The 20,717-nt window shown below is 50.1% G+C and carries 16 protein-coding genes; all 16 read left to right on the top strand.

What is annotated here, in order from left to right; all coding sequences use genetic code 11:
* Positions 1-330: GAP family protein (locus tag HMPREF9412_RS12035; protein ID WP_009591788.1), on the top strand; the 330-nt coding region annotated here is incomplete at its 5' end.
* A gap of 185 nt (positions 331-515) precedes the next feature.
* Complete coding sequence (locus HMPREF9412_RS12030) at positions 516-1,103, top strand: biliverdin-producing heme oxygenase (RefSeq protein ID WP_009591783.1); 588 nt, start codon at positions 516-518, stop codon at positions 1,101-1,103.
* 269 nt (positions 1,104-1,372) lie between these two features.
* On the top strand, positions 1,373-3,661 hold the full coding sequence (gene metE, locus HMPREF9412_RS12025; RefSeq protein ID WP_009591791.1) for a 5-methyltetrahydropteroyltriglutamate--homocysteine S-methyltransferase: 2,289 nt from the start codon (positions 1,373-1,375) through the stop codon (positions 3,659-3,661).
* A 301-nt stretch (positions 3,662-3,962) separates the two neighbouring features.
* The gene (locus tag HMPREF9412_RS12020; protein WP_009591792.1) at positions 3,963-5,405 is read left to right on the top strand and encodes an N-acetylmuramoyl-L-alanine amidase; all 1,443 of its coding nucleotides are present in this window, start codon (positions 3,963-3,965) and stop codon (positions 5,403-5,405) included.
* A gap of 87 nt (positions 5,406-5,492) precedes the next feature.
* Positions 5,493-6,191 carry a response regulator transcription factor gene (locus HMPREF9412_RS12015; RefSeq protein ID WP_009591780.1) on the top strand — a complete coding sequence of 233 codons (699 nt, stop codon included), beginning with the start codon at positions 5,493-5,495 and terminating at the stop codon, positions 6,189-6,191.
* Positions 6,192-6,194: 3 nt separating this feature from the next.
* Positions 6,195-7,652 (top strand): sensor histidine kinase, encoded by a 1,458-nt coding sequence (locus HMPREF9412_RS12010; RefSeq protein WP_009591784.1) that lies wholly within the window; start codon positions 6,195-6,197, stop codon positions 7,650-7,652.
* Positions 7,649-8,788, top strand: coding sequence for a hypothetical protein (locus tag HMPREF9412_RS12005; RefSeq protein ID WP_009591781.1), 1,140 nt, complete (start codon positions 7,649-7,651; stop codon positions 8,786-8,788). The genes HMPREF9412_RS12010 and HMPREF9412_RS12005 overlap by 4 nt, the downstream gene beginning before the upstream one ends.
* Before the next feature lie 323 nt (positions 8,789-9,111).
* Positions 9,112-9,549, top strand: a complete 438-nt coding sequence (locus HMPREF9412_RS12000) for a hypothetical protein (protein WP_009591787.1) — start codon at positions 9,112-9,114, stop codon at positions 9,547-9,549.
* 73 nt (positions 9,550-9,622) lie between these two features.
* On the top strand, positions 9,623-10,510 hold the full coding sequence (locus HMPREF9412_RS11995; RefSeq protein WP_009591777.1) for a YwqG family protein: 888 nt from the start codon (positions 9,623-9,625) through the stop codon (positions 10,508-10,510).
* An 87-nt stretch (positions 10,511-10,597) separates the two neighbouring features.
* Positions 10,598-11,329 (top strand): class I SAM-dependent methyltransferase, encoded by a 732-nt coding sequence (locus HMPREF9412_RS11990; RefSeq protein WP_009591790.1) that lies wholly within the window; start codon positions 10,598-10,600, stop codon positions 11,327-11,329.
* 242 nt (positions 11,330-11,571) lie between these two features.
* Positions 11,572-13,191, top strand: a complete 1,620-nt coding sequence (locus HMPREF9412_RS11985; RefSeq protein WP_009591786.1) for a histidine kinase N-terminal 7TM domain-containing diguanylate cyclase — start codon at positions 11,572-11,574, stop codon at positions 13,189-13,191.
* 123 nt (positions 13,192-13,314) lie between these two features.
* Positions 13,315-13,653, top strand: coding sequence for a bacillithiol system redox-active protein YtxJ (ytxJ, locus tag HMPREF9412_RS11980; RefSeq protein WP_009591778.1), 339 nt, complete (start codon positions 13,315-13,317; stop codon positions 13,651-13,653).
* A 39-nt stretch (positions 13,654-13,692) separates the two neighbouring features.
* The gene (locus tag HMPREF9412_RS11975) at positions 13,693-14,025 is read left to right on the top strand and encodes a thioredoxin family protein (RefSeq protein WP_009591782.1); all 333 of its coding nucleotides are present in this window, start codon (positions 13,693-13,695) and stop codon (positions 14,023-14,025) included.
* A gap of 490 nt (positions 14,026-14,515) precedes the next feature.
* Positions 14,516-16,288, top strand: coding sequence for a methyl-accepting chemotaxis protein (locus HMPREF9412_RS11970; RefSeq protein ID WP_009591789.1), 1,773 nt, complete (start codon positions 14,516-14,518; stop codon positions 16,286-16,288).
* A 46-nt stretch (positions 16,289-16,334) separates the two neighbouring features.
* Positions 16,335-20,063 carry a non-ribosomal peptide synthetase gene (locus HMPREF9412_RS11965; protein ID WP_139083935.1) on the top strand — a complete coding sequence of 1,243 codons (3,729 nt, stop codon included), beginning with the start codon at positions 16,335-16,337 and terminating at the stop codon, positions 20,061-20,063.
* 160 nt (positions 20,064-20,223) lie between these two features.
* Positions 20,224-20,717, top strand: a 494-nt coding sequence (locus HMPREF9412_RS11960; protein ID WP_009591785.1) for a hypothetical protein, incomplete at its 3' end; no start/stop codon positions are given.

Genomic DNA, 20,717 nt, shown 5'->3' with positions numbered 1-20,717 from the left:
TCCCAAAGCCTCGGGGCGATGATCGGGCTGGGTTTCACCACGTCCCTGCTGGAGGTGGCAACGGCACTGCCCTATTTTGCGGCGATCGGGCTGATGACATCGGCCCAACTGACACCGGTTCAATGGGTACCCGTCCTGGCTGCGTATAATGTGATCATGGTGCTTCCTCCGCTCCTATTGCTCGGTGCACACCTTGCATTTGGCCGTATGATGCAGCCTCCGCTGGAGAAGCTGCGGCTGAAAATCGCCCAGAGCTCCGGATCGGTGCTTTCGTGGGTTTTGTGTATTGCGGGACTGATTTTGGTGCTGAACAGCATAGACAACCTATAATGACCGCCTCTCGTTCTTTTCGTTCCCGGCTACCGAAACCGAGGAGCCTGCTATGTATTCATATGAATCTCGTTATGATATATTTATCGCAGGGTTCATCGACCGTCAGACACCTCGGATTATGGTTTGCTGAAGATGTGCTTTGATCCAGCAACACAGCTCGAAACATGATAGGGGGTTATCCATTGAGCACACGGATTTTAGAACGGTTAAGAGAAGAGACGGCACCGCAGCATGAACAAATCGAACAGAATCCATACGCGAAGGCTGCATTCGACCAGACCCTGACGATCGATCAATATCGATCATATTTAGCGAAGTTTTACGGATTCATTAAACCGGCCGAAACGAAGTTTATGGCAGAGGATGCCGTCAACGATATGGGATTGGATATGTCGATGCGGATGAAGTCGGAACATTTGGAAGAAGATCTGATGCATCTGGATATGACTCAGGATGAAATAAATCAGCTTCCGCTGTGCAGCCGGCTGCCCGAGCTGAGCACGCCTGCGCAAATATGGGGGTATCTCTATGTGATGGAGGGGTCCACACTCGGTGGCCAAGTCATCACGAAACAATTGATGAAGTTCTTGCCCGTAAGTCCCGAGTCGGGCATTCGTTATTTCCATGCATACGGTCAAGAGACCAAGCCAAGATGGACCGAATTCCGGGAAGCGCTGCTGTCGAACGGCTTGAATGATTCCGATGAAATCATCGATTCGGCGAAGGAAACGTTCCGTTTGCTGGATGCTTGGATCCGAGATTCGGCATAGACATCACAATCATCTCATTTCAAATAATAGAATCGCATGAAGACCGTGATGAGAAACCGCGTAATAACGCGGTTTTTTGCGTTGCTTCTTTTCAGATCATTCATATGACAAGCGCTTGATCGGCAAGAAGGAAGGAGAGTCTTCATTCATCATCTCAGCTGCCTCGCTATAGCCGCAGGCTATAACTAGATATAGCTTATTTGAGTTACACTATACCGGGCGATACGTGATATCTTTCTTGTAACAATTTGTATAGGAGTGTTACATAGATGGCAAAAAGCAGTGTACTGGGATATCCGCGTATTGGCGCTGATCGGGAATGGAAGAAAGCTTTAGAAGCGTTCTGGGCGGGCAAGCTCGAAGAATCGGAGTTTCACAAGCAGCTGCGGGAGATTCGGTTGAATCATTTGCGCAAGCAGCAAGAGAGCGGAATTGATCTGATCGCCGTCAATGATTTTAGTTATTACGATCATATCCTGGACACGGCCACCATGTTCGGCATCGTACCCAAGCGGTTCCCATATGAGGGCGGCATTGTTCCATTGTCTGTATACTATGGGATTGCACGCGGCACGAAGGATGCTACAGCAAGTGAAATGACCAAGTGGTTTAACACCAATTATCACTACATCGTGCCGGAATTGGACGGAGCTGTTCCTGTTCTTACCGAGAATAGGCCGCTTGCAGCCTATCGGGAGGCCAAAGAAAAGCTCGGCATTGAAGGCAAGCCGGTCATTGTCGGTCCGCTCACCTTCCTGAAGCTGTCCAAAGGCTACCAAGCCTCGGAAACGGATGCCTGGCTTGATAAATTGCTGCCGCTGTACGTTCAGATCCTTCAGGAGCTTGCACACGAAGGCGTTCAATGGGTACAGATCGACGAGCCGATCCTGGTTACGAAATTAAGCGAAGCCGATCTGAAGCGATTAGCCACCATCTATGAAACGTTTGCGGCTTCGGCACCCGGCCTCAACATCATGCTGCAAACCTACTTCGAATCGGTGGAAAACTACCAGGACATCATCCAGCTGCCGGTTAGCGGCATCGGTCTTGACCTGGTCCACGGATACAAAGGCAATCTGCAAGCCATCCAACAATCCGGATTTCCGGCGAACAAAGTTTTGGGGGCTGGAATCATCGACGGACGCGGAATCTGGAAGGCGTCGCTTCGCGAAAAGCTGTCGCAATTGGAGGAGCTGACGAAATACGTGGCCGGCGAGCGCTTGATCGTGCAATCTTCGTGCAGCTTGCTCCATGTACCGGTGACGGTAAGCAAGGAAACCAAATTGCAGCCTGAACTAAAGGGCGCTCTCGCTTTTGCAGACGAGAAGCTGATTGAATTGGATCTGCTGACAAAAGCCATCTCCACGGGAGCTGCCCGTATCGAGAAGGAATTGGAACATAACGATCTTGCGCTTCAGGCGCTTAAGCAGTCGGAAGAGCGTAATCGAATCGACGTTCAGCGAGCTGTAGCCGAGGTTAGCGCTCAGAATCCGGCTCGCAGTCTTCCATTCGCGGATCGTCATGTTGCCCAACAGAACAAGTGGCAGCTGCCCATATTCCCGACGACGACCATCGGCAGCTTCCCGCAGTCAGCCGAGGTGCGCAAGGCTCGCCAGGCGTGGCGCAAGGGGGAGTGGAATAACGAGCAGTACGAGCAATTCATTCAGGAGCAGATCGATATTTGGATCAAGCTTCAGGAAGAGATCGGCCTGGATGTGCTTGTGCACGGCGAGTTTGAAAGAACGGATATGGTGGAGTTTTTCGGTGAGAAGCTTGGAGGATTTGCCTTCACCCAGTTTGGATGGGTGCAATCTTACGGATCCCGCTGCGTGAAGCCTCCTGTTATTTTCGGCGATGTGGCATTCGAGCAGCCGATGACGGTAGAAGAAACGAAATATGCACAGTCGAAGACCAGCCGTCCCGTGAAAGGCATGCTGACCGGGCCGATCACGATCATGAACTGGTCGTTTGTACGCGAGGACATCTCGAGGGAACAGATTGCGTACCAATTGGCTTATGCCCTCAGACAGGAAGTCGAAGCGCTCGAGCAAGCCGGCATCGGGATGATTCAGGTTGACGAGCCCGCAGTTCGCGAAGGGCTGCCGCTGAAGGAAGAAGACCAAGCGGAGTATCTTGCATGGGCTGTCAAAGCCTTCCGCATGACGACCTGCACGGTCCAGCCGACCACGCAAATTCACACGCATATGTGTTATTGCGAGTTCCATGACATGATCGATTCGATCGAGGCGATGGATGCCGACGTCATCTCGATCGAAACCTCCCGCAGCCATGGCGAGCTGATCCATAGCTTCGAGGTGAATACGTATAAGCTTGGGATTGGGCTCGGGGTATACGATATCCACAGTCCGCGGGTGCCTCGCGTGGAAGAGATGACCAGCATGATCGAACGGGCGCTGCGCGTATTGGATCCGAAGCTGTTCTGGATCAATCCGGACTGCGGTCTCAAGACGCGCGGGATGGAAGAAACGGTTGCCTCCCTGCGTAACATGGTTCAAGCCACGGAGATCGCCCGTTCGTCCTACTCGCTGAACGTGTAGCAGCCATAATATTAACCCTTCTGCTGCTTTCGGTTGAGGTCGATATGTCTTTGGACGTTTCAGGTGATTACTCGTCGCAGCGGCTTAATGAATTTAATAGGGTACGAATCTCGGGAAGCCGCACTTTGTGCGGCTTTTTTTTGTGCTGAGGTGATGCAGTGCTTCAAAACCTATGAAAATAGATTTCATAGTATCGTTTCGGACACAAGTTGTTGACATCTTGGCAAAATCGTTGTCACATCCGGCCTTTATATTCTTCTTATGGAATCGTATCTAGCACGATCACCCAGAAGGAGGAGCCATGATTGATCACAAGAAACGCAAAAAATTTCCCATGCTATTCTATGTTCTGCTCATTGCCATCATGTTTATTGTCGGATTCAGATTGGTAGTCAACACAGGTGCATCCACGGTGGAAATGATACCGGCATCTTCCGCCAAACGTGCGGAGTCTTATCAGTCACTTCCTGCCACGACAGATCATCAAGGGACATTTCGTATCGTCATCGACCCAGGTCATGGCGGAAAAGATCCCGGAGCTACCGGCGTCAGCGGCGCTTATGAGAAGGAGTTCAACCTGTCCCTTGCTGTACGGATTGCAGCCCTCCTTGAGGAGGATCCTATGTTCGAGCCTCTCTTGACGCGCACGGATGACCGTTTCATTGAGCTGGAAGAACGGGGGACAATCGCGAATGATTGGAATGCGGACGCCATGATCTCCATCCATGGCAACACGTATACGGACCCCATGACATCGGGAACCGAAACCTTATACCGGCATGAGGACAGCATTCCTTTGGCCCAAACCCTGCAGGAGCATGTAGTGAAGGCGATCGAGCTGCGTGATCGCGGCGTAAAGGAAGAGCAGTTAAAAGTACTGTCTACGCCGACGATGCCAGCCGTGCTGATCGAAGCGGGGTATCTGACCAATGCCGAGGATGAGCGTTTGCTGCTGAGTGATGACGGACAAGAGCTTGCGGCACAAGCCATAGTGGAAGGGCTCAAAGACTACTTTACGGGCACCGAACGACTTTCGTTTGAGCTGCAAGCAAAGGGGGATTTAGATCAACCGTCCGAATCCCCTCTAAGCGGAACCGGGAACCCATCCATGGAGAAGAAGGTGTACTTTAACGGATCTTCCAGAGACGGAAAACAGGTCGCCCTAACGTTCGATGATGGCCCGGATGCCGTTGTTACGCCCCAAATCCTTGATATTCTAAAGGAGCATGATATTAAAGCTACCTTTTTCATATTAGGAGACCGGGCAAAGAGACATCCTGAGACCGTGCAGCGGATCGCGGAGGAGGGACACACGATAGGGAACCATTCCTGGTCGCATCCCAACTTCAAGGAGTTGACCTTGGAGGAAGCGACGAAGCAGATAACGGATACGCAGGAGGAACTGAACGACATTATCGGTTATCGGCCATCCTTGTTCAGGCCTCCTTACGGCGCTTTGGATGCGGACAAGGAGAAGGCTATACAGAATATGGATTTAGCGGTCGTGAACTGGTCCGTGGATACGATGGATTGGTCAGGGGTGTCCGCGCAGGAGATCATGAGGATCATCGACAAGCAGTTGAAGCCCGGAGGCATCATTCTGCAGCATACCGCAAACGGAAAGAATCAACTTGCCAACACGCTTGAAGCCCTGGAGTTGTTCATACCGGATTTGAAAGACCAAGGCTATTCATTCGTCACCGTACCGGATCTGCTGCATTTGCCTGAATCTCAGCCTGAATGAATACTAATAGTATGGATTTATCATAAGCAGCCCGTATATGCTAAAATCGATTCATTAACTAGCTCATACGGAAAGAATGGAGACTTCATGACAAAAACGAAAATTCTCATTATCGAAGATGAGGAGCCGATCGCCGATCTGCTGGCTTATGGCCTCGCGATGGAGGGTTTTGAAACCCGTACTGCGTCCAGCGGTGCCGCAGGCTTTAGGGAGCTTGCGGCATTTCATCCCGATCTGCTGCTTCTGGATTGGATGCTGCCCGACCAAAGCGGGCTCGATATATGCAAAAAAGTAACAACGGACTATAACATCCCCATATTCATGATTACGGCAAAATCCGACATTACGGATAAAGTGCTCGGGCTTGAATTTGGTGCCGATGACTATATTACGAAGCCCTTCGATCTGAGGGAGGTGGTCGCCCGAATTCGCACGATCCTCCGGCGGCTGGATCAGGCGAACCAGGGGGATAGGGAAGGGGCGCCGGAAGCCGTGATCCGCTTTAAGGGCATCGAGATCGTAACGGAAGAGCGACTGGTCAGGAAAGACGGAAGCCCGGTTGATCTTACGCCGAAGGAATTCGACCTGCTCATGACCATGTACGGTCACCGGGGGAAGATTTATACCCGCTCGGAACTGCTGGATTTAGTCTGGGGTTATGATTTCATGGGGGATACGCGGACGGTGGATACGCATATTCAGAGGCTCCGCAAAAAATTGGATGCCGGCGATCTGATCACAACCGTATTCGGCATCGGGTATAAGTTCGAGAAGCAGGCGGAATAAGAGATGATCCGGACCATCAGAGCCAAGTTTATTGTTGGTTTTTTTGTGATCTTCAGTCTGTCGTTCCTCGTACTTAATCAAACCGTCAAGGAGATCATTCGGACAAGCAATCAGAAGATCGTAACTTCCGATCTGGTCGGACTTAAAAACAACAGCAATGTATATGTAAGGCAAGCTTTCCTTATCAATCATTTTACGAACAATAAGCTATATTTCGGGCAGATGGCCGAGGAAATGGTAAATGATTTGAAACATGCTACCTCTAGCCATGTCAGCGCGTACACCGTCGACGGCAAGTTATTGTTCTCATCGGACGAGAAAAGATTCTCGGGACCCTCGGATGCGGATCTTCGCCAAGCGATCGAGGGAAAGACGGCCTATACCATCACCTATGGCCGAAACAGCGGAACCGTTCTCTATTCATATCCGGTTATCATCGACGGAGTCAAGGTCGGCATATTGAGGTTTACTAAGGATTTTACCCTTCTCTACGAACAAAGCGGCCGAATCATGGACATTATTTTTTACATTGCGCTTGCCATATTCGGAGCAGCGTTCCTGTTCTCGTACTTGCTGTCCAGGAATATTACCATACCGTTAGTGAAGCTTACCCGCGCTTCCACTGAAGTAAAGAACGGGAACCTGGATGTTCGAATCCGATTCCGGCGAAGAGATGAAATCGGCGAACTGGCTCTGAATTTCAATGACATGATCGATCGGATCGGTAGCCAGATATCCACGATTGAGCGTGATCGGGATCGCTTGAAGGAGCTTAATGCGCAAGAGAAACGTTTTTTTGACAATGTGACCCATGAACTCAAAACGCCGCTCACCTCCATTCTGGGTTATGCCGAGATCATTCGGGAGAAAGGGGATGACGATCGGAAGTTCTTCGATAAGGGCATGAATCACATCGTTGAAGAGAGCCGACGTCTGCATGGCATGGTGCTAAGGCTGCTGGAAGTATCGCAGCACAACCCTGGTGAAGAGGATGTAGAGCTTGTGGATTCGGGTAAAATTTTGCGCGATGTAGTTGATTCCATGTCGTTCCGGGCGAAGCGCTATAAAAAGAGCATCATTTGCGAGGCAGAGGAAGGGTCCTTCGTGCTTGGCCAGCCAGACCGGTTGCGCCAGCTCTTTATCAATCTTCTGGATAATGCCATCAAATACAGTGCTGCCCAATCGGAAATTACCGTCAAGGCTGAGCGTGCGGACGGAAGCGTTCGTTATACCTTCGATAATACCGGAGAACCCATACCGGCGGACGAGCTTGCAAACGTCTTTCAGCCGTTCTACTCGGTGAGCCAGAAGCAGAAGGAAGAGGGCAGTGTGGGTCTGGGCCTCAGTATCGTTAAATCCATCGTCGATGATCACGGCGGAACCATCCGTATCATCAGCGAGAATTTTCATACTGTCGTCTACGTTGAAATTCCTTATGTAAAGGCGGAGGCTGTCCAATGAGATATCGATATAAAGGGCTTGTTTTATGCATTGCTATTGCCTTAATTATACTGACAGGCTGTTCAAGCGGACTGCAATCAGAGACCATCATTATCCCCGGCGCGGAACCGGAACAAGCCGTGGACGAGGGAAGCCGGCCTTTCCAAGTGAGGACGATTTATCGAATGCCAGAATCCAAGGAACAAGGTGAATTGCTCGGCTGGTCATCATCCGAGTCGGTGATCGGTCTTTTTTATGTAACCGAAGCAGTAAATGCGGCGAAATTGAGCTTGCAGCGTTTTTCCCCCCCGTACGAGCGAGCCGACCATTTGTTAGAGATTGAAATGAATAAGTTCTCGTATCAATTGTCCCCCAATGGAAAATATGTTTCAGGAATTGCCAAAACGGAGGAGGGCGTTTTTCTGCAATTGACAGCATATCCGGGCGGGGAGGTGGAAAGCCTCGAAGCTACGACAGAAGCCAATCAGGAGCTATGGTTTGAGGAACCGGCTTGGTCCGGCAACAGCCGGTTCGTAAGCTATATGGTGATGGAATCAAACAAAAGGCAGTCCAGTATCGGGATTTATGATACGCAAGAGGAATCGGCACGCGTTTATCGGTTGAAGGGTCTTGAAACGGAAGCCCTTCCCTTGAAAGTGATTGTCTCGGATGACGGGAAGATGGTGCTCATCGTTCTGGATGAATACGGTCACGGTCGTCGAATTGCTATGGGAGCCGTCAACGGCAATACGATTGATGTTCAGTATGAGCATGAAATCGGGGCAGACCAAGCCGCATGGTTGAACGACGACCAATTCGTTTTTTTAGGAACGGAGGGAACCTTGTACGTATATGACCGCAGAAATCACGAGCTGTCCATTCTGCTGGAGAAGGTGGACAGCTTTGAGTTCTCGCAGGATCGCAAATATGTCGCCTATTCCCAGAACGGGGAGGATACGATTTATGCAGGTAAGCTTCAAGGGAAGAATGTGCTGAGCGCAGAGCCCATCTATCATGGGGTCATACCTTCTAAGATGTATTGGAGTCCGGACCATCGCCGGCTGCTCGTGAACGGCCGCAAAAATTATTCCAAAGAGAAGGGGCCGGTTGCGATCGAACCCACGGATCAACAGCCATTTATAATCGAGTTCAAGTAAAGGGCTGAGTGTTCTTCGACCACCCATAGCGATTTTCCACGATGCGGCAGATTGAACGATAGGCGTTCGGTCTGCCGCTTGTTTCATGAATTCCGGAGGACATTCATGTCCATTTAGAGATTCGGCATTCTTTTGTAGGGAGGATTGACAGATCAAACCAAAAGATGTTAAATTATCCGGCAACTAAACCTTGGCTGATGGGGTTTATATTATGAGAGTGCCGTGCCATTAACGTGCATAAGTGGAGGAGGATACGATAAAAGTGAGTAAGATCGCCCGTAACCTAGAGGGAATCAAGGCGGTATCGCGATGAGTGACAGGTCATGGCGTGTTTTTTTTCAATCGTGGCGTTGATCATATTGTCGGGAGCGGTCTTTTCATTGGTTCAATCCAGAACGACCTACAAGGAGTTGATGGGCAATCAGATCCATGACACGCAGAAGATAGATAAAATTATCATTGAGAGAAGGGGCAGTTCTTACGATGAGGAGCGACTAAGCATTTCCGATCCGGCAACCATTGAACGGATCCTGAGCAGCTTCTCCGATGCGAAGTTACAAAGGATCGACCAATATCCAGGGGGGACGGATTACTGGATCTGGATTGATGTCGAATACAAGCACTATCTAATCCATTATACGGAACCGGATATCGTCCGGATTTCTCCGTATAGAGGCATACATAAGAAATATTCATGGACCTACAGGATCACCAATGGCTATGATAAGTCGATCATTCAAGATCTCTTTAAGGAAGAGTAACAAGTGACTTCGGATTAGGGTTAATTCGTAATCATGTCAGATTAAATTCTATGCAAAGATGAGGAACCGAACGATGAAGCTAACCGAACAAAATTTGAGCAAAATGCAGAATATCATCAAGGAGCATCAATTCGAACATGCCGCAGAGTATTTAATCGAGCATACGCGGCAAGGCGTACGATTATCCAAAAAGAAGCTGGAGGACTATGCCAAGTCAAACAACTCGCGCTTTGGAGGTGACCCGGATCTTCCCGAAGAGGTGGAGTGGCCCCTCAATTCGGAGGGAACACCGATGACGTTTCTGGCACAGCTGCAGTTGAAGGATGTGGCAGTCCAGGACGCCACTAGCTCGCTGCCGACAAGCGGAATGCTGTATTTCTTCGTTGGCGTGGATGAACCCGCCTATAACATTGAGCACCGTGTGCTCTATCTACCCGAGGGTCAGAGTTCGGGAGCGGTTCGCCGACGCGCTCCCGAGGAAACCGCGTTAGATGAGGTGTTCACCGGCTACCGTGTGGAAGCCCGAGCCACGCTGGAGCCGCCTAATTACGGCTATGTGGATGATGAGCTCATCGAGGATGACGAGCATGATTATGAATCATACGAGGAGCTGTGCTTCCAATTGACGGGCCTCGATTCCGGCGACGTCGGGACCATCTTTGGCTACCCTTCTACCCAGCACGGCGATTGCGAGTTTGAGGCTGCGCTCATGCTGTTAACCGGTTCGGAGTACAATTACTCTATGGATGCAGCCATGCAGCAGATCACCAAGCATTGCGGCGGCAGCGCGGAACGCGCGCAGCAGGAAATTCAGGATACGGTGCTGCTGCTGGCTGTCGATTCGGACGACGATGTCGGTTTTTGCTGGTGGGATGCGGGGGAACTGCAATTTTTCATTCGAAAGGAAGATCTGCTGGCCAACAATTTCGAGCGTACGTATTGTTCCCTGTACTCAAGCTGATCGTCAATCAAGCGAGTCAGCAATTATTTAAGGCAGCTATGGTAGAGGAGCAGGAATACAGCAGGTACATATGGAGGTTATGGAACCATGAAGGAGATGGTTTTGAAGGCATACGACAAGCTGGCTGGGGACTACGAACGGCATGTGGATTCGCAGAGCGGGCACAATGCCTTTTACGAGAGGCCGGCCATGCTCGGGATGCTGCCGAAGAACATGGAGCGGATGTCCGTATTGGATGCCGGATGTGCCGCCGGGTGGTATACGGAGCAATTGATTCAACGGGGGGCTAGGGTAACGGCGATCGATCTGAGCCCGTCGATGATTGAAGCCTGCAAAAGGCGAGTGGGCAGTGAAGCGACCATCGTTGCATGCGATCTGACTGAGGCCCTGCCATTTGCAAATGAAGCTTTTGATTACATCGTAAGTTCATTGACGCTTCATTACATTGAGGAGTGGCTGCCAACCTTTCGCGAATTTCAGCGGGTGCTGAAACCAGGAGGCAGCTTGATTTTCTCCGTGCATCATCCCTTTATGGATTTTAAGCATTTTGACCGGCAAGACTACTTTGCACGAGAGCTGCTGACGGAGATTTGGAACAAACCGGAGTCCGGACCCGTCGAGGTCGCTTTCTATAGAAGACCGATGCAAGAAATCATCAACGTGACCTCCTCCTGTTTTAGCATCGAAGAGATTGTCGAGCCGCAGCCGAGCTTAGAGTTTAAAGACAAGCCGGAGGCGGAGGCCTGGATGGCAAAATGGTATGATCGATTAATGACGAATCCTCATTTCTTGATCGTGAAAGCCCGAAAATCAAAATAGCAAAAGGAACCGTGAACCTGCGGTTCCTTTTTGCAATTCATCCCGCATGGAGGAGCGTCGGGCAAGAGGACCGGGTCAGCGGTACCTTTCACGAGAGCGCATCGTTTGCAACAGCGGGTATCAAGCTTCCAACAGATGGAACATTGTTCCGATAGGTGTACTATGGTACTATGGTACGATCGGAATAAGATTCGATCGGTTATCATGGCCGACTCATCACACGCAGATTTGGAGCCTACATAATGGGAACGCCTTACTCCGCTGTTATTACGCTGATCGTCACGGCAGGCGTATTGAACATTATCATGGGTCTTTACGTGCTGTCAGGACGCTCGAAGCTTGCAACGGTAAAAACCTTCTTCATCTTCAGCATGCTGGCCGCGATTTATACATTCGGTGCTGCACTCGAATTGTCCAGCCGTTCGCTTCAAGAGATTCAGTTCTGGATCAAGTTTGAATATCTAGGGATGCCGTTCTTGCCGCCCCTTAATTTATTGATCATTCTGACTTATTTGGGCATGGAACGATATTTGAGACCCGGTCTGCTGATATCAATGTTTATCATACCGGTCGTAACCCTGCTGCTTGTTATGACCAACGAACTACATCATCTATATTATCGGGATATCCTATTACGGCCGGACGTTTCCGCTTTGAAGGTGGATATCGTAGCCGGACCCTGGTATATCATTCAGGGCGCCTACACTTTCGCCTGCTTGATAGGCGGGGTCGTACTGCTGCTTCGCAGCTGGCGCAAGATGCCATCCTACCGCTTTCAGCTGGGCACGATGCTGGTTGGTCTTGTCCTGCCCCTTATCGGCGATTTTCTCTATCTTGGCGGACTCACGCCCGATGGTATGGACCCGATCCCCGTCATCATGACGTTGACCTCGGCCCTTTATCTCTGGGCATTGACATCCAAGGGTTTGTTTCATGTGGCGCCGATAGCAAGGGATAATCTCTTTTCGAGCATGAGGGAGGGCGTCCTCGTATTGGATCTGGACAACCGTTTGGTTGACTTCAATCCGGCTGCGGCAACCATGATGCCGGAGCTGAGCCCTTCGGCCATTGGAGAACCGTTACAAGAGATGTGGCAGCTTCACACCGCAGAGCCCATTTTCGGTATGGGGGAACGGGAAGGTCCGGATAAGGGAGAAGCGGACATTGAAGAGATTCGCTGGCAATTAGGTAACCATTCGCTTCATTATCAGATCAGGTCTTCTACCGTTCGCAACCAGAGAGGGCGAGAGGCCGGACGATTAATCGTCCTGATCGACGTAACCGATAAGGCGCGTCTTCAGGAAGAGCTGCGGCAGATGGCCTACTACGATGGTTTGACTCGAATCTATAACCGCTCGCACTTTATGAAACTCAGTTACGCCCTTCTGAATCAGGCGGTTCGGAATCGTGAGCCGCTCGCTTTCCTGCTGTTCGATATCGACCATTTCAAACGGATCAACGATGTTTACGGCCACGATATTGGCGACCAAGCCCTGCAGCACATCGTCGAATTAACGCGGAAGACACTGCGGGCTGAGGACCTGTTCGCCCGTTATGGCGGCGAAGAGTTCGCCGTTGCCATGCCCGGTCACTCGACTTCGGAGGCAACAGCAGCTGCGGAGCGGATCCGTGCCAAGCTGCTCGCGCAGCCGATGACTACGCCGCAAGGACCGCTGATGATTACAGCCAGCTTCGGCGTTGCCGCGGTGAAGACAAGCTCACATAACGGCAGAGTCGATGCGGAAGCAGAAGAAGCTTGGTGGGATACTGAATTAAAGAAGGTATTGAAGCAGGCGGATCGCTCGCTATACGAAGCCAAACGCTCCGGTCGTAACACGATTCGGGTGTCGGATGAGGAGTAATACCAGGATAGACTTAGGATCAATTGAACCTTCATATGAAAAACAGCGGAATCTATGTGTATAATAGCTAATGGTTGTATAATGAATGCAATGCGATATATCACATCTAAGGGGAGAAATCATATGTTATGGAATGAAATCACGACACTGGAAGAATGGGACCACATTCTGAAAAAATCCTCCGAACGCGGTCAAGTCATTTTGAAGCACAGCACGACATGCCCGGTTAGCGCCAACGCTTTGGCAGAGTTTGAATCTTATTTGAAAAAGACGCCAAACGGCGATGTGGATTACACCTTGGTCAAAGTCATCGAATCCCGTCCAGTTTCCAATAAAATCGCCGAGGATTTGAACGTGAAGCATGAATCGCCGCAAATCATCTACGTGAAGGACCAAGCGAAGTACTGGACGGCTTCCCATTGGGCGGTAACAACGGAGCACATCACAGCCGTTCTGGACTGAACAACAGCCTGCAAGTCGACGGAAAGCAAGGTGTTCATAATGAAAGATCTGGAAGAACTGACATCCATCGAGGCGATCGAACGATTTATTGAAGATCACACCTTCAGTTTTGTATATGTATCCCGGGAAGATTGCAGCGTATGCCATGCGATACTACCCAAACTTAGAGAACTGTTAACCCAGTTCCCGCGTATCTCGCTGGGCCGTATCCAGGCCGAAGCGGTAGGGGAAATCGCCTCGAAATTTTTGATATTCACCGCACCAGCGCTCCTCCTATTCGTAGAGGGCAAAGAGCTTGTAAGGGAAGATCGATTCGTACAGTTCGGGGAGTTAGAGCGAAAATTAAACCAAATCATGAATTTCGTTAACTAGGTCTCTTATTCATGCAATGAAAGCATTAGGCGATATTCCAAAGTCTTCTGACTTATCGGAATATCGCCTTTTTGCGTTTATTTTGTCATGCTGCTTCATGAGATCCCTTCGGATGAAAGTTCGAATAATTGTCGAAAACCGGGACTTATTTGCATTCGGATATTACTAAAGTATTAAAAATCGACATGAAATAGCCGATCTATTAATAGTACAAAAGATGTAAGGTTATGGAACCATGTAGAGCCAATGCATCGTTGTTCCCCCGTTTCGCATAACAAGAGGTTTTCGAGAAATAACCCTTTACCAAAATCATAACGGAGGAAGAAATGCGCTTCTTTACATCTGAACAATTTTGAAAACGGTCAAGTATTACGAAAAATCCCTGAAATTTTCATTGTATCCAGGAAAGCAGGTGATGCGAAAAGTGAGTTAAAAGGGATCCCTGTTATATTTGAAAATACATATGAGTTATCAAAAGGAGAGACACCGAGTGAGTAAGCCAAAAACGTTCTCTAAAGGAATGCGTTTCAAAAACCTTAGCATTGTTACAAGAAACATGATATGGACGAGTCTCTATATCATGATCACGGGCGCCATCGTCATTGGTGCAAGCTTTTATATCCAGGACAATGTGCTGACCAAGCAGCTGCAATCCGATTCGGGGAAAATCATGGATACTTTGGTCAAGTCCGTATCCGTTCAAGATGCTGAAGCGGTTAAAGGTTCCACCGACCGGAATTCGGACATCCAGAAGAAGCTAACCGGCACGTTTGATGAGCTGTCCGTTACGTATCCTAACATCGCGCAAGGATATATTTTTGGACCTGAGCTGGAGGACGGCAACAAGACCTCGATTATCGCTATGCCTACGGCGGTGCTCGACATGTTTGCCGAAGAGAATTTGAATCTGGGCGACTTATACGAACAGCCGAAGATTCATGCCGACGCGGTCCGTGAAATGATGAAAACGAAAAAAATCGTCTATACCAAAGCGTATACAGACAATTACGGGACGTGGATCACCGTGCTGCATCCCTTCCAGAATTCGAACGGAGAAATTTTCGCTTACATGGGCATCGACGTGGATGCCAGCTTGATCGCCTCCGGGAAGCAGGAATTGCTCACCAACACGCTTTTTGCGCTGCTGATCACCCTGCTGATCGTATTGGCCCTGCAGTACTTCACGATTAGACGCACATTCGCCCCGATTCAGGCTTTAATGGGAGCGCTGGACAAGCTGAGCAAAGGCGATTTCACGGTCCAGTTAAAAGCAGGCGATGATGAACTCGGGCAGGTCAATGCCAAGTTCAATACGACGGTGAATCATATCAATGAGCTTGTTACCACAATCAAATCGGTATCGGAGCAATCTGCTGAGCAGTCCAAGTTCCTCTTCTCGGCCGTGGAAGTCAACAATAACAATTCTTCGGCGATTACCAAGAACATGGAGGAAATGTCCGAACGGGTCGCTGTGCAGAGCACTTCCATTACGGAAAGCGTGGTTTCGCTTGAGGAAATCTCATCCGGCGTATCGACGATTGCCGGCAATACATCGGATTTATCCGAAATATCCATCCAGATGAAGGCGCAGTCGGAACGGGGGAACCACAATGTGGAACAGGTGATCGAGCAGATGAATTCGATTGATCATTCGGTCAAAAATTCGGTGCATATCATCGAAAAGCTGCAGAACCGCTCCCATGAGATCGGACAGATCGTACAGGTTATTACCGAAATCGCTTCTCAGACGAATTTGTTATCGCTCAATGCAGGAATCGAGGCGGCCAGAGCGGGCGAAGAGGGCCGAGGTTTTGCCGTCGTTGCCAGCGAAGTGAAGAAGCTCTCGGAGGAATCGAGAAAATCGGCAGACCAAATCATTGAATTGGTTCGTTACATCCAGGATGAGACGGCATCCGCGGTAGAAGCCATCAGCGAAGGCGAACACAACGTCGTCAAGGGGATGGAGGTTGTCAAAGAAACCGGTGAGCTGTTCAAAGGCATGCTGGTGGCCACGGATACGGTAACCAGCCAAATTCAAGAGGTGTCTGCAGCAACCCAGCAGATGGTGGCCGAGACCGAACAGATCACCGCTGCGATTAAACAACTGGCTGAGCTCGCAGAGAAGAACTCTACCGTGTCGGGCGAGATCCGGATCAGTGCCCAGGAGCAGCAGGCTTCCTTCGCCAAAATCTTCGAATCTGCCGAGCAGATCAATCAGGTGTCCGCCGAACTGGAGACCCTCGTAAACAGACTGCGAGTGTAAAGACGCCGGAATAGAAAAAGCATAGAAAAAGATGGAGCTGAAACCTTTGAATACTACGTTGATGATCGAACAAGGCAAAGAATATTGGTTGAATGAACTGCAGCTACCTTTACCGGGATTCTATCTGTACACCGATGGTCCAGCGCATCTTCAGCATCAAGATTTCGATCGCATGGCGATTCCCCTTCGTATCGAAACCGGTAAAATCCAGCGGTTCCGCGAAGCGTATAACATCAAGCCATGGATGCTGACAAGCTATGCGGTGTTTCTGTACCGCATGACGCACGATTCGGATTTGCTGATCGGCGTGAACAATGAGAAGGGCAATCTGCTTCCGCTAAGAGTGAGCATAAGCGAAAATGATTCATTCGCACGTTTGTATGAGCAAATTTCCGACAAGATGGAACAGATTGAAGCAAGCAGCCTTTCCCTTTCTGACATCGAAGGTTTTATCGGTCAGCCGCTCCATCTGCGGACGATTTACGGCCGGAACGGCAACGGCTATGCCTACGGTGAAAGCGGGCTGAACTGGGTGGTTCAGGAGGAGGTAGGGGATCAATGGACACTTTATGTTTCCTATGCCCAGCCATTGTTCAAAGAAGAAACGATTGAAAAATTCAGCAGGCATTTCGAGCTGCTTGCGGCAGCCGCTCTTGAGCATCAGGAGATGCCGGTTAGCCGTCTGCCTATGCTGACGGAAGAGGACCGGAATGCCTATGCAATCCTTAACGACACGAAGATGGAGCTTCCGGAAGATCCGACGCTTGTGGCGATGTTCGCTGCGGTTGTGGAGAAATATCCGAAGCGAATTGCATTATCTTCCGGCCAGGAGCAGATCACGTACGAACAGCTTGACAGGCAGTCGAACCAAATTTCCCATATGCTCATAGACAAGGGGCTGCGCAAAGGCCAGTTCGTCTCGATATTTATGAAGAGAAGCCTCGATACGATTATCAGCATGCTCGGCGTCCTCAAAGCAGGGGGAGCCTATATCCCCCTGGATCCTTCCCATCCGGAGGAACGAAATGCTTATATTATCGAGGACACGGCATCAAACATCATTCTGACGCATCCGGATTTCACGGCGAAACTGAATGGACTATTGGACCAAGTTCAAACCAAGCCGGAATATTTCTGTCTCGATGACCATGTCTATTCCTATCCGGCAGAAGCTTGCGGCGTGGGCGTGACAGGCGATGATCTGGCCTACATTATTTATACGTCCGGTTCTACAGGCAAACCGAAGGGCGCATTGATCGCCCATCAAGGCGTCGTGAATCTGGCACTGGCCAATCGGAAGAATTTGCAGATGAGTGAACAGGATATTATTCTTCAATATTCCACCTTCAGCTTTGATGCTTCCGTTTACGATATTTTCGGCTCACTGGCTTGCGGCTCTCGACTCCATCTCCTATCGGATGAGCAGCGCTTCTCCATAGACGCCTTTACGGAAGCGGTGGCAGACACCAACGCGACGCGCGTCGCAATATTGCCTACGGTGTTCTTCAATCAATTGGCAGCGTATTTGCCAATGGAGGACACACACAAATACCGTAACATTAAAACGATCGTGGTCGGAGGGGAAGCTTTGGCGGGAGAAACCGTTCGCATGTTCCGGAAGAAGCTTCCGATTCCAATCGTGAACCTTTACGGCCCTACCGAAACGACCGTCGTGGCAACAGGACATGTCGTGGATTATCCGATTTCGGAGGATCTGGCCACCGTGTATATCGGTACGCCTTTTGCCAACTATGAATTGTATATTGTAAACGAACATGATGAATTATGTCCGACTTGCGTAACGGGGGAATTGCTCATCTGCTCGGTAGGCGTAGCCAAGGGATATTTGAATCAGCCCGAGAAGACCAAGGAAGCCTTCATTCTGGATCCGATAACGCCCGAATCAGGCAAACAGTACTACCGTTCGGGCGACTTGGTGCGGTTGCTGCCGAACGGGCAGGTGGAATACCGGGGAAGAAAAGATTCACAGGTGAAAATCAGAGGCTTCCGGATTGAGATCGGGGAGATCGAGGACAATCTGGCAAAGCATGAATGCGTGAAGGATATCGCGGTCATTCCGAGAACGGATGAGGACGGAAGCAAAATGCTGGCGGCATTCTACACGTCCCATGACGGACAGGCCGCCCCCGCCAAGGAATTGGTACATTTCTTAAGCCGGAAAGTGCCGAGTTACATGGTTCCTAAATACATCTGTTTCGTGGAAGAAATGCCGTTGTCCCCGACGGGTAAAATAGACCGCAAGAAGCTGGCTATATACGACCTGTCGATGGAGGCGGAAGAGGATAACTCCCCATACGAAGCCCCGGTTAACGATACCCAACGGGATATCGCCGCAGCCTGGGAAAAAGCGTTGGGACAAACCCAAATCGGCATTCACGACGATTTCTTCGATATCGGCGGCTATTCGCTGAAAATCCTGGAGATTCTGGTCCTCCTTAAGCCTCGATATCCGCAGTTGAAGATCAATGATTTCTTTGTATTTCCAACCATAGCGAAACTAGCGGAGAGAGTTGCGGAATTAGGCAGCCATGATATCCTCGTCGATCCATTGGTTGAACGGGATCTACCGATTCAGGATTTGGCGGAGTATCCGATTTCTTTCCCTATCAATCATGCTTCGGAACAAGCGGTGTATACCCAGCAGCATATTTTGCTAACCGGCGCAACGGGGTATTTGGGATCTCATTTGCTGCACGAACTGCTGTATCAATCCACCGCAACCGTATATTGCCTGGTTCGGCCGTCAAAGCTGATGGAGCCGTATGTCCGCCTGGAGCAGGTCATGACGGGATATTTTGGCGAAGACATCAAGTCTCGAATGGACAAGCGGGTGATCGCGATTCAGGGCGACTTGGAGCAGGAGTCTCTGGGGCTTGGGTCCGAAGACCTTGCCCTGATTGAAGAGCGCATCGATTCCATCATCCATTGCGGAGCCGAGGTGAAGCATTTCGGGGATGCCGGCTATTTTGCCCGAGTTAATGTTGAGAGCACGGACAGATTACTAGCTTTGGCCCAAAAGAAACCTAATACCCGCTTCCATTTTATATCTACGCTTGGCATTCCGGAGGACCTGGCGCTGGGCGGCCAATGGGAGGCGATCGTTGCCGGAGCGGGCTACGAGGAGTCTTCCATCGAGAATGTCTATACGAACAGCAAGCTGGAGGCCGAGAAGCTGGTCATCAAAGCCGGTAAAGAACGAGGCATTCCGGCAGCGGTATACCGGGTCGGCAATTTGTCCTGTCACTCCGAGAACGGAAGATTTCAGAAGAACATAGACAACAACGCGTTTTATCGCATGCTGAAAGCGATGGTGCTGTTGAAGAAAGCGCCAAGCGTGAAGTGGCAAGTGGATATTACGCCGATTAACTATGCGGGGGAAGCGATTGCTGCGCTGCTGCTTCAGCAAGAGACCGTCGGCCGAGTATTCCATATCTGCAATCCGGTTGCCATTCCTTACGAGGATATGGTGGAGCACTTTAAAGATTATGGATATGACATTTCCTTGATGGACTGGAAGGAATACGAGGCATGGTTATTGGATCCGCAGCAGCCGAAGAACAAGGAAGGCCTGGAGCTGGCCATGGCACAGTTTGAAGGCGACGGGGCGAAGAATTCCGTTTACCGGTACACTTGTCCGCAAACTTCGGAATTCCTCCGCTTCACGGGTGTGAAGTGCGCTTTGCCGGACAAGCCGTTTTTTGAAAAGATGCTGGATTATGCCGCTGGCATTGGATATTTCGTGAAGCCTGAGTAACGATATTCAGGTTAGCAGGCAAGAAACCGCGAATCGCTTTCGCGGTTTTTTTTGCAATCTTTTGTGCGTATGGTACGGCAAGGCGGCAAAGATGTTTTTAGGGCTCGATTATGGTACGATCATACTGATTTAAGTCCATAATCACCAAATGAGGTGGCCCATGAATAACGAACAATGGAAGCAGGCAGAAACCGCGCTGGCTTGTATGGAAGTGATCAAGAACGGCACCAACGACCCGGTAACGATTGAAGGCGAATCGGATGATCTGCGCTGTGTCGGAATCGGCACGGATGCTGCGGTGTTCGTCTATGAACCTTTGCCGGCATATGCTTATAAATTGTATGCTGTGGAGGCGCTGCCCAAGAAGGAAGCGGAGATCAAGGTCTATCAAGAGTTGATGGGCAGTCCTTATTTTCCCGTATTTTATGGGACAGGCGAGCGTTATGTGGCGATCAGCCATGAATCCGGATTAACCTTGTACGATTGCTTGCTCTATGGTGTGCCCGTTCCTAGGCAGGTCATAGAGGATGTCGAAGCCGCACGCTCCTTCGTGCGTAGCAAGGGCTTGAACCCGCGGGACATTCATTTGAAGAATGTACTGCTGCAGGACGGCAGAGGGAAAGTGCTCGATGTATCCGAGTATGTTCAGGATGG

Source organism: Paenibacillus sp. HGF5 (genome assembly GCF_000204455.1).
Lineage (GTDB): Bacteria > Bacillota > Bacilli > Paenibacillales > Paenibacillaceae > Paenibacillus_AQ > Paenibacillus_AQ lautus_A.
This window is presented reverse-complemented; position numbering and strand designations above follow the sequence as displayed.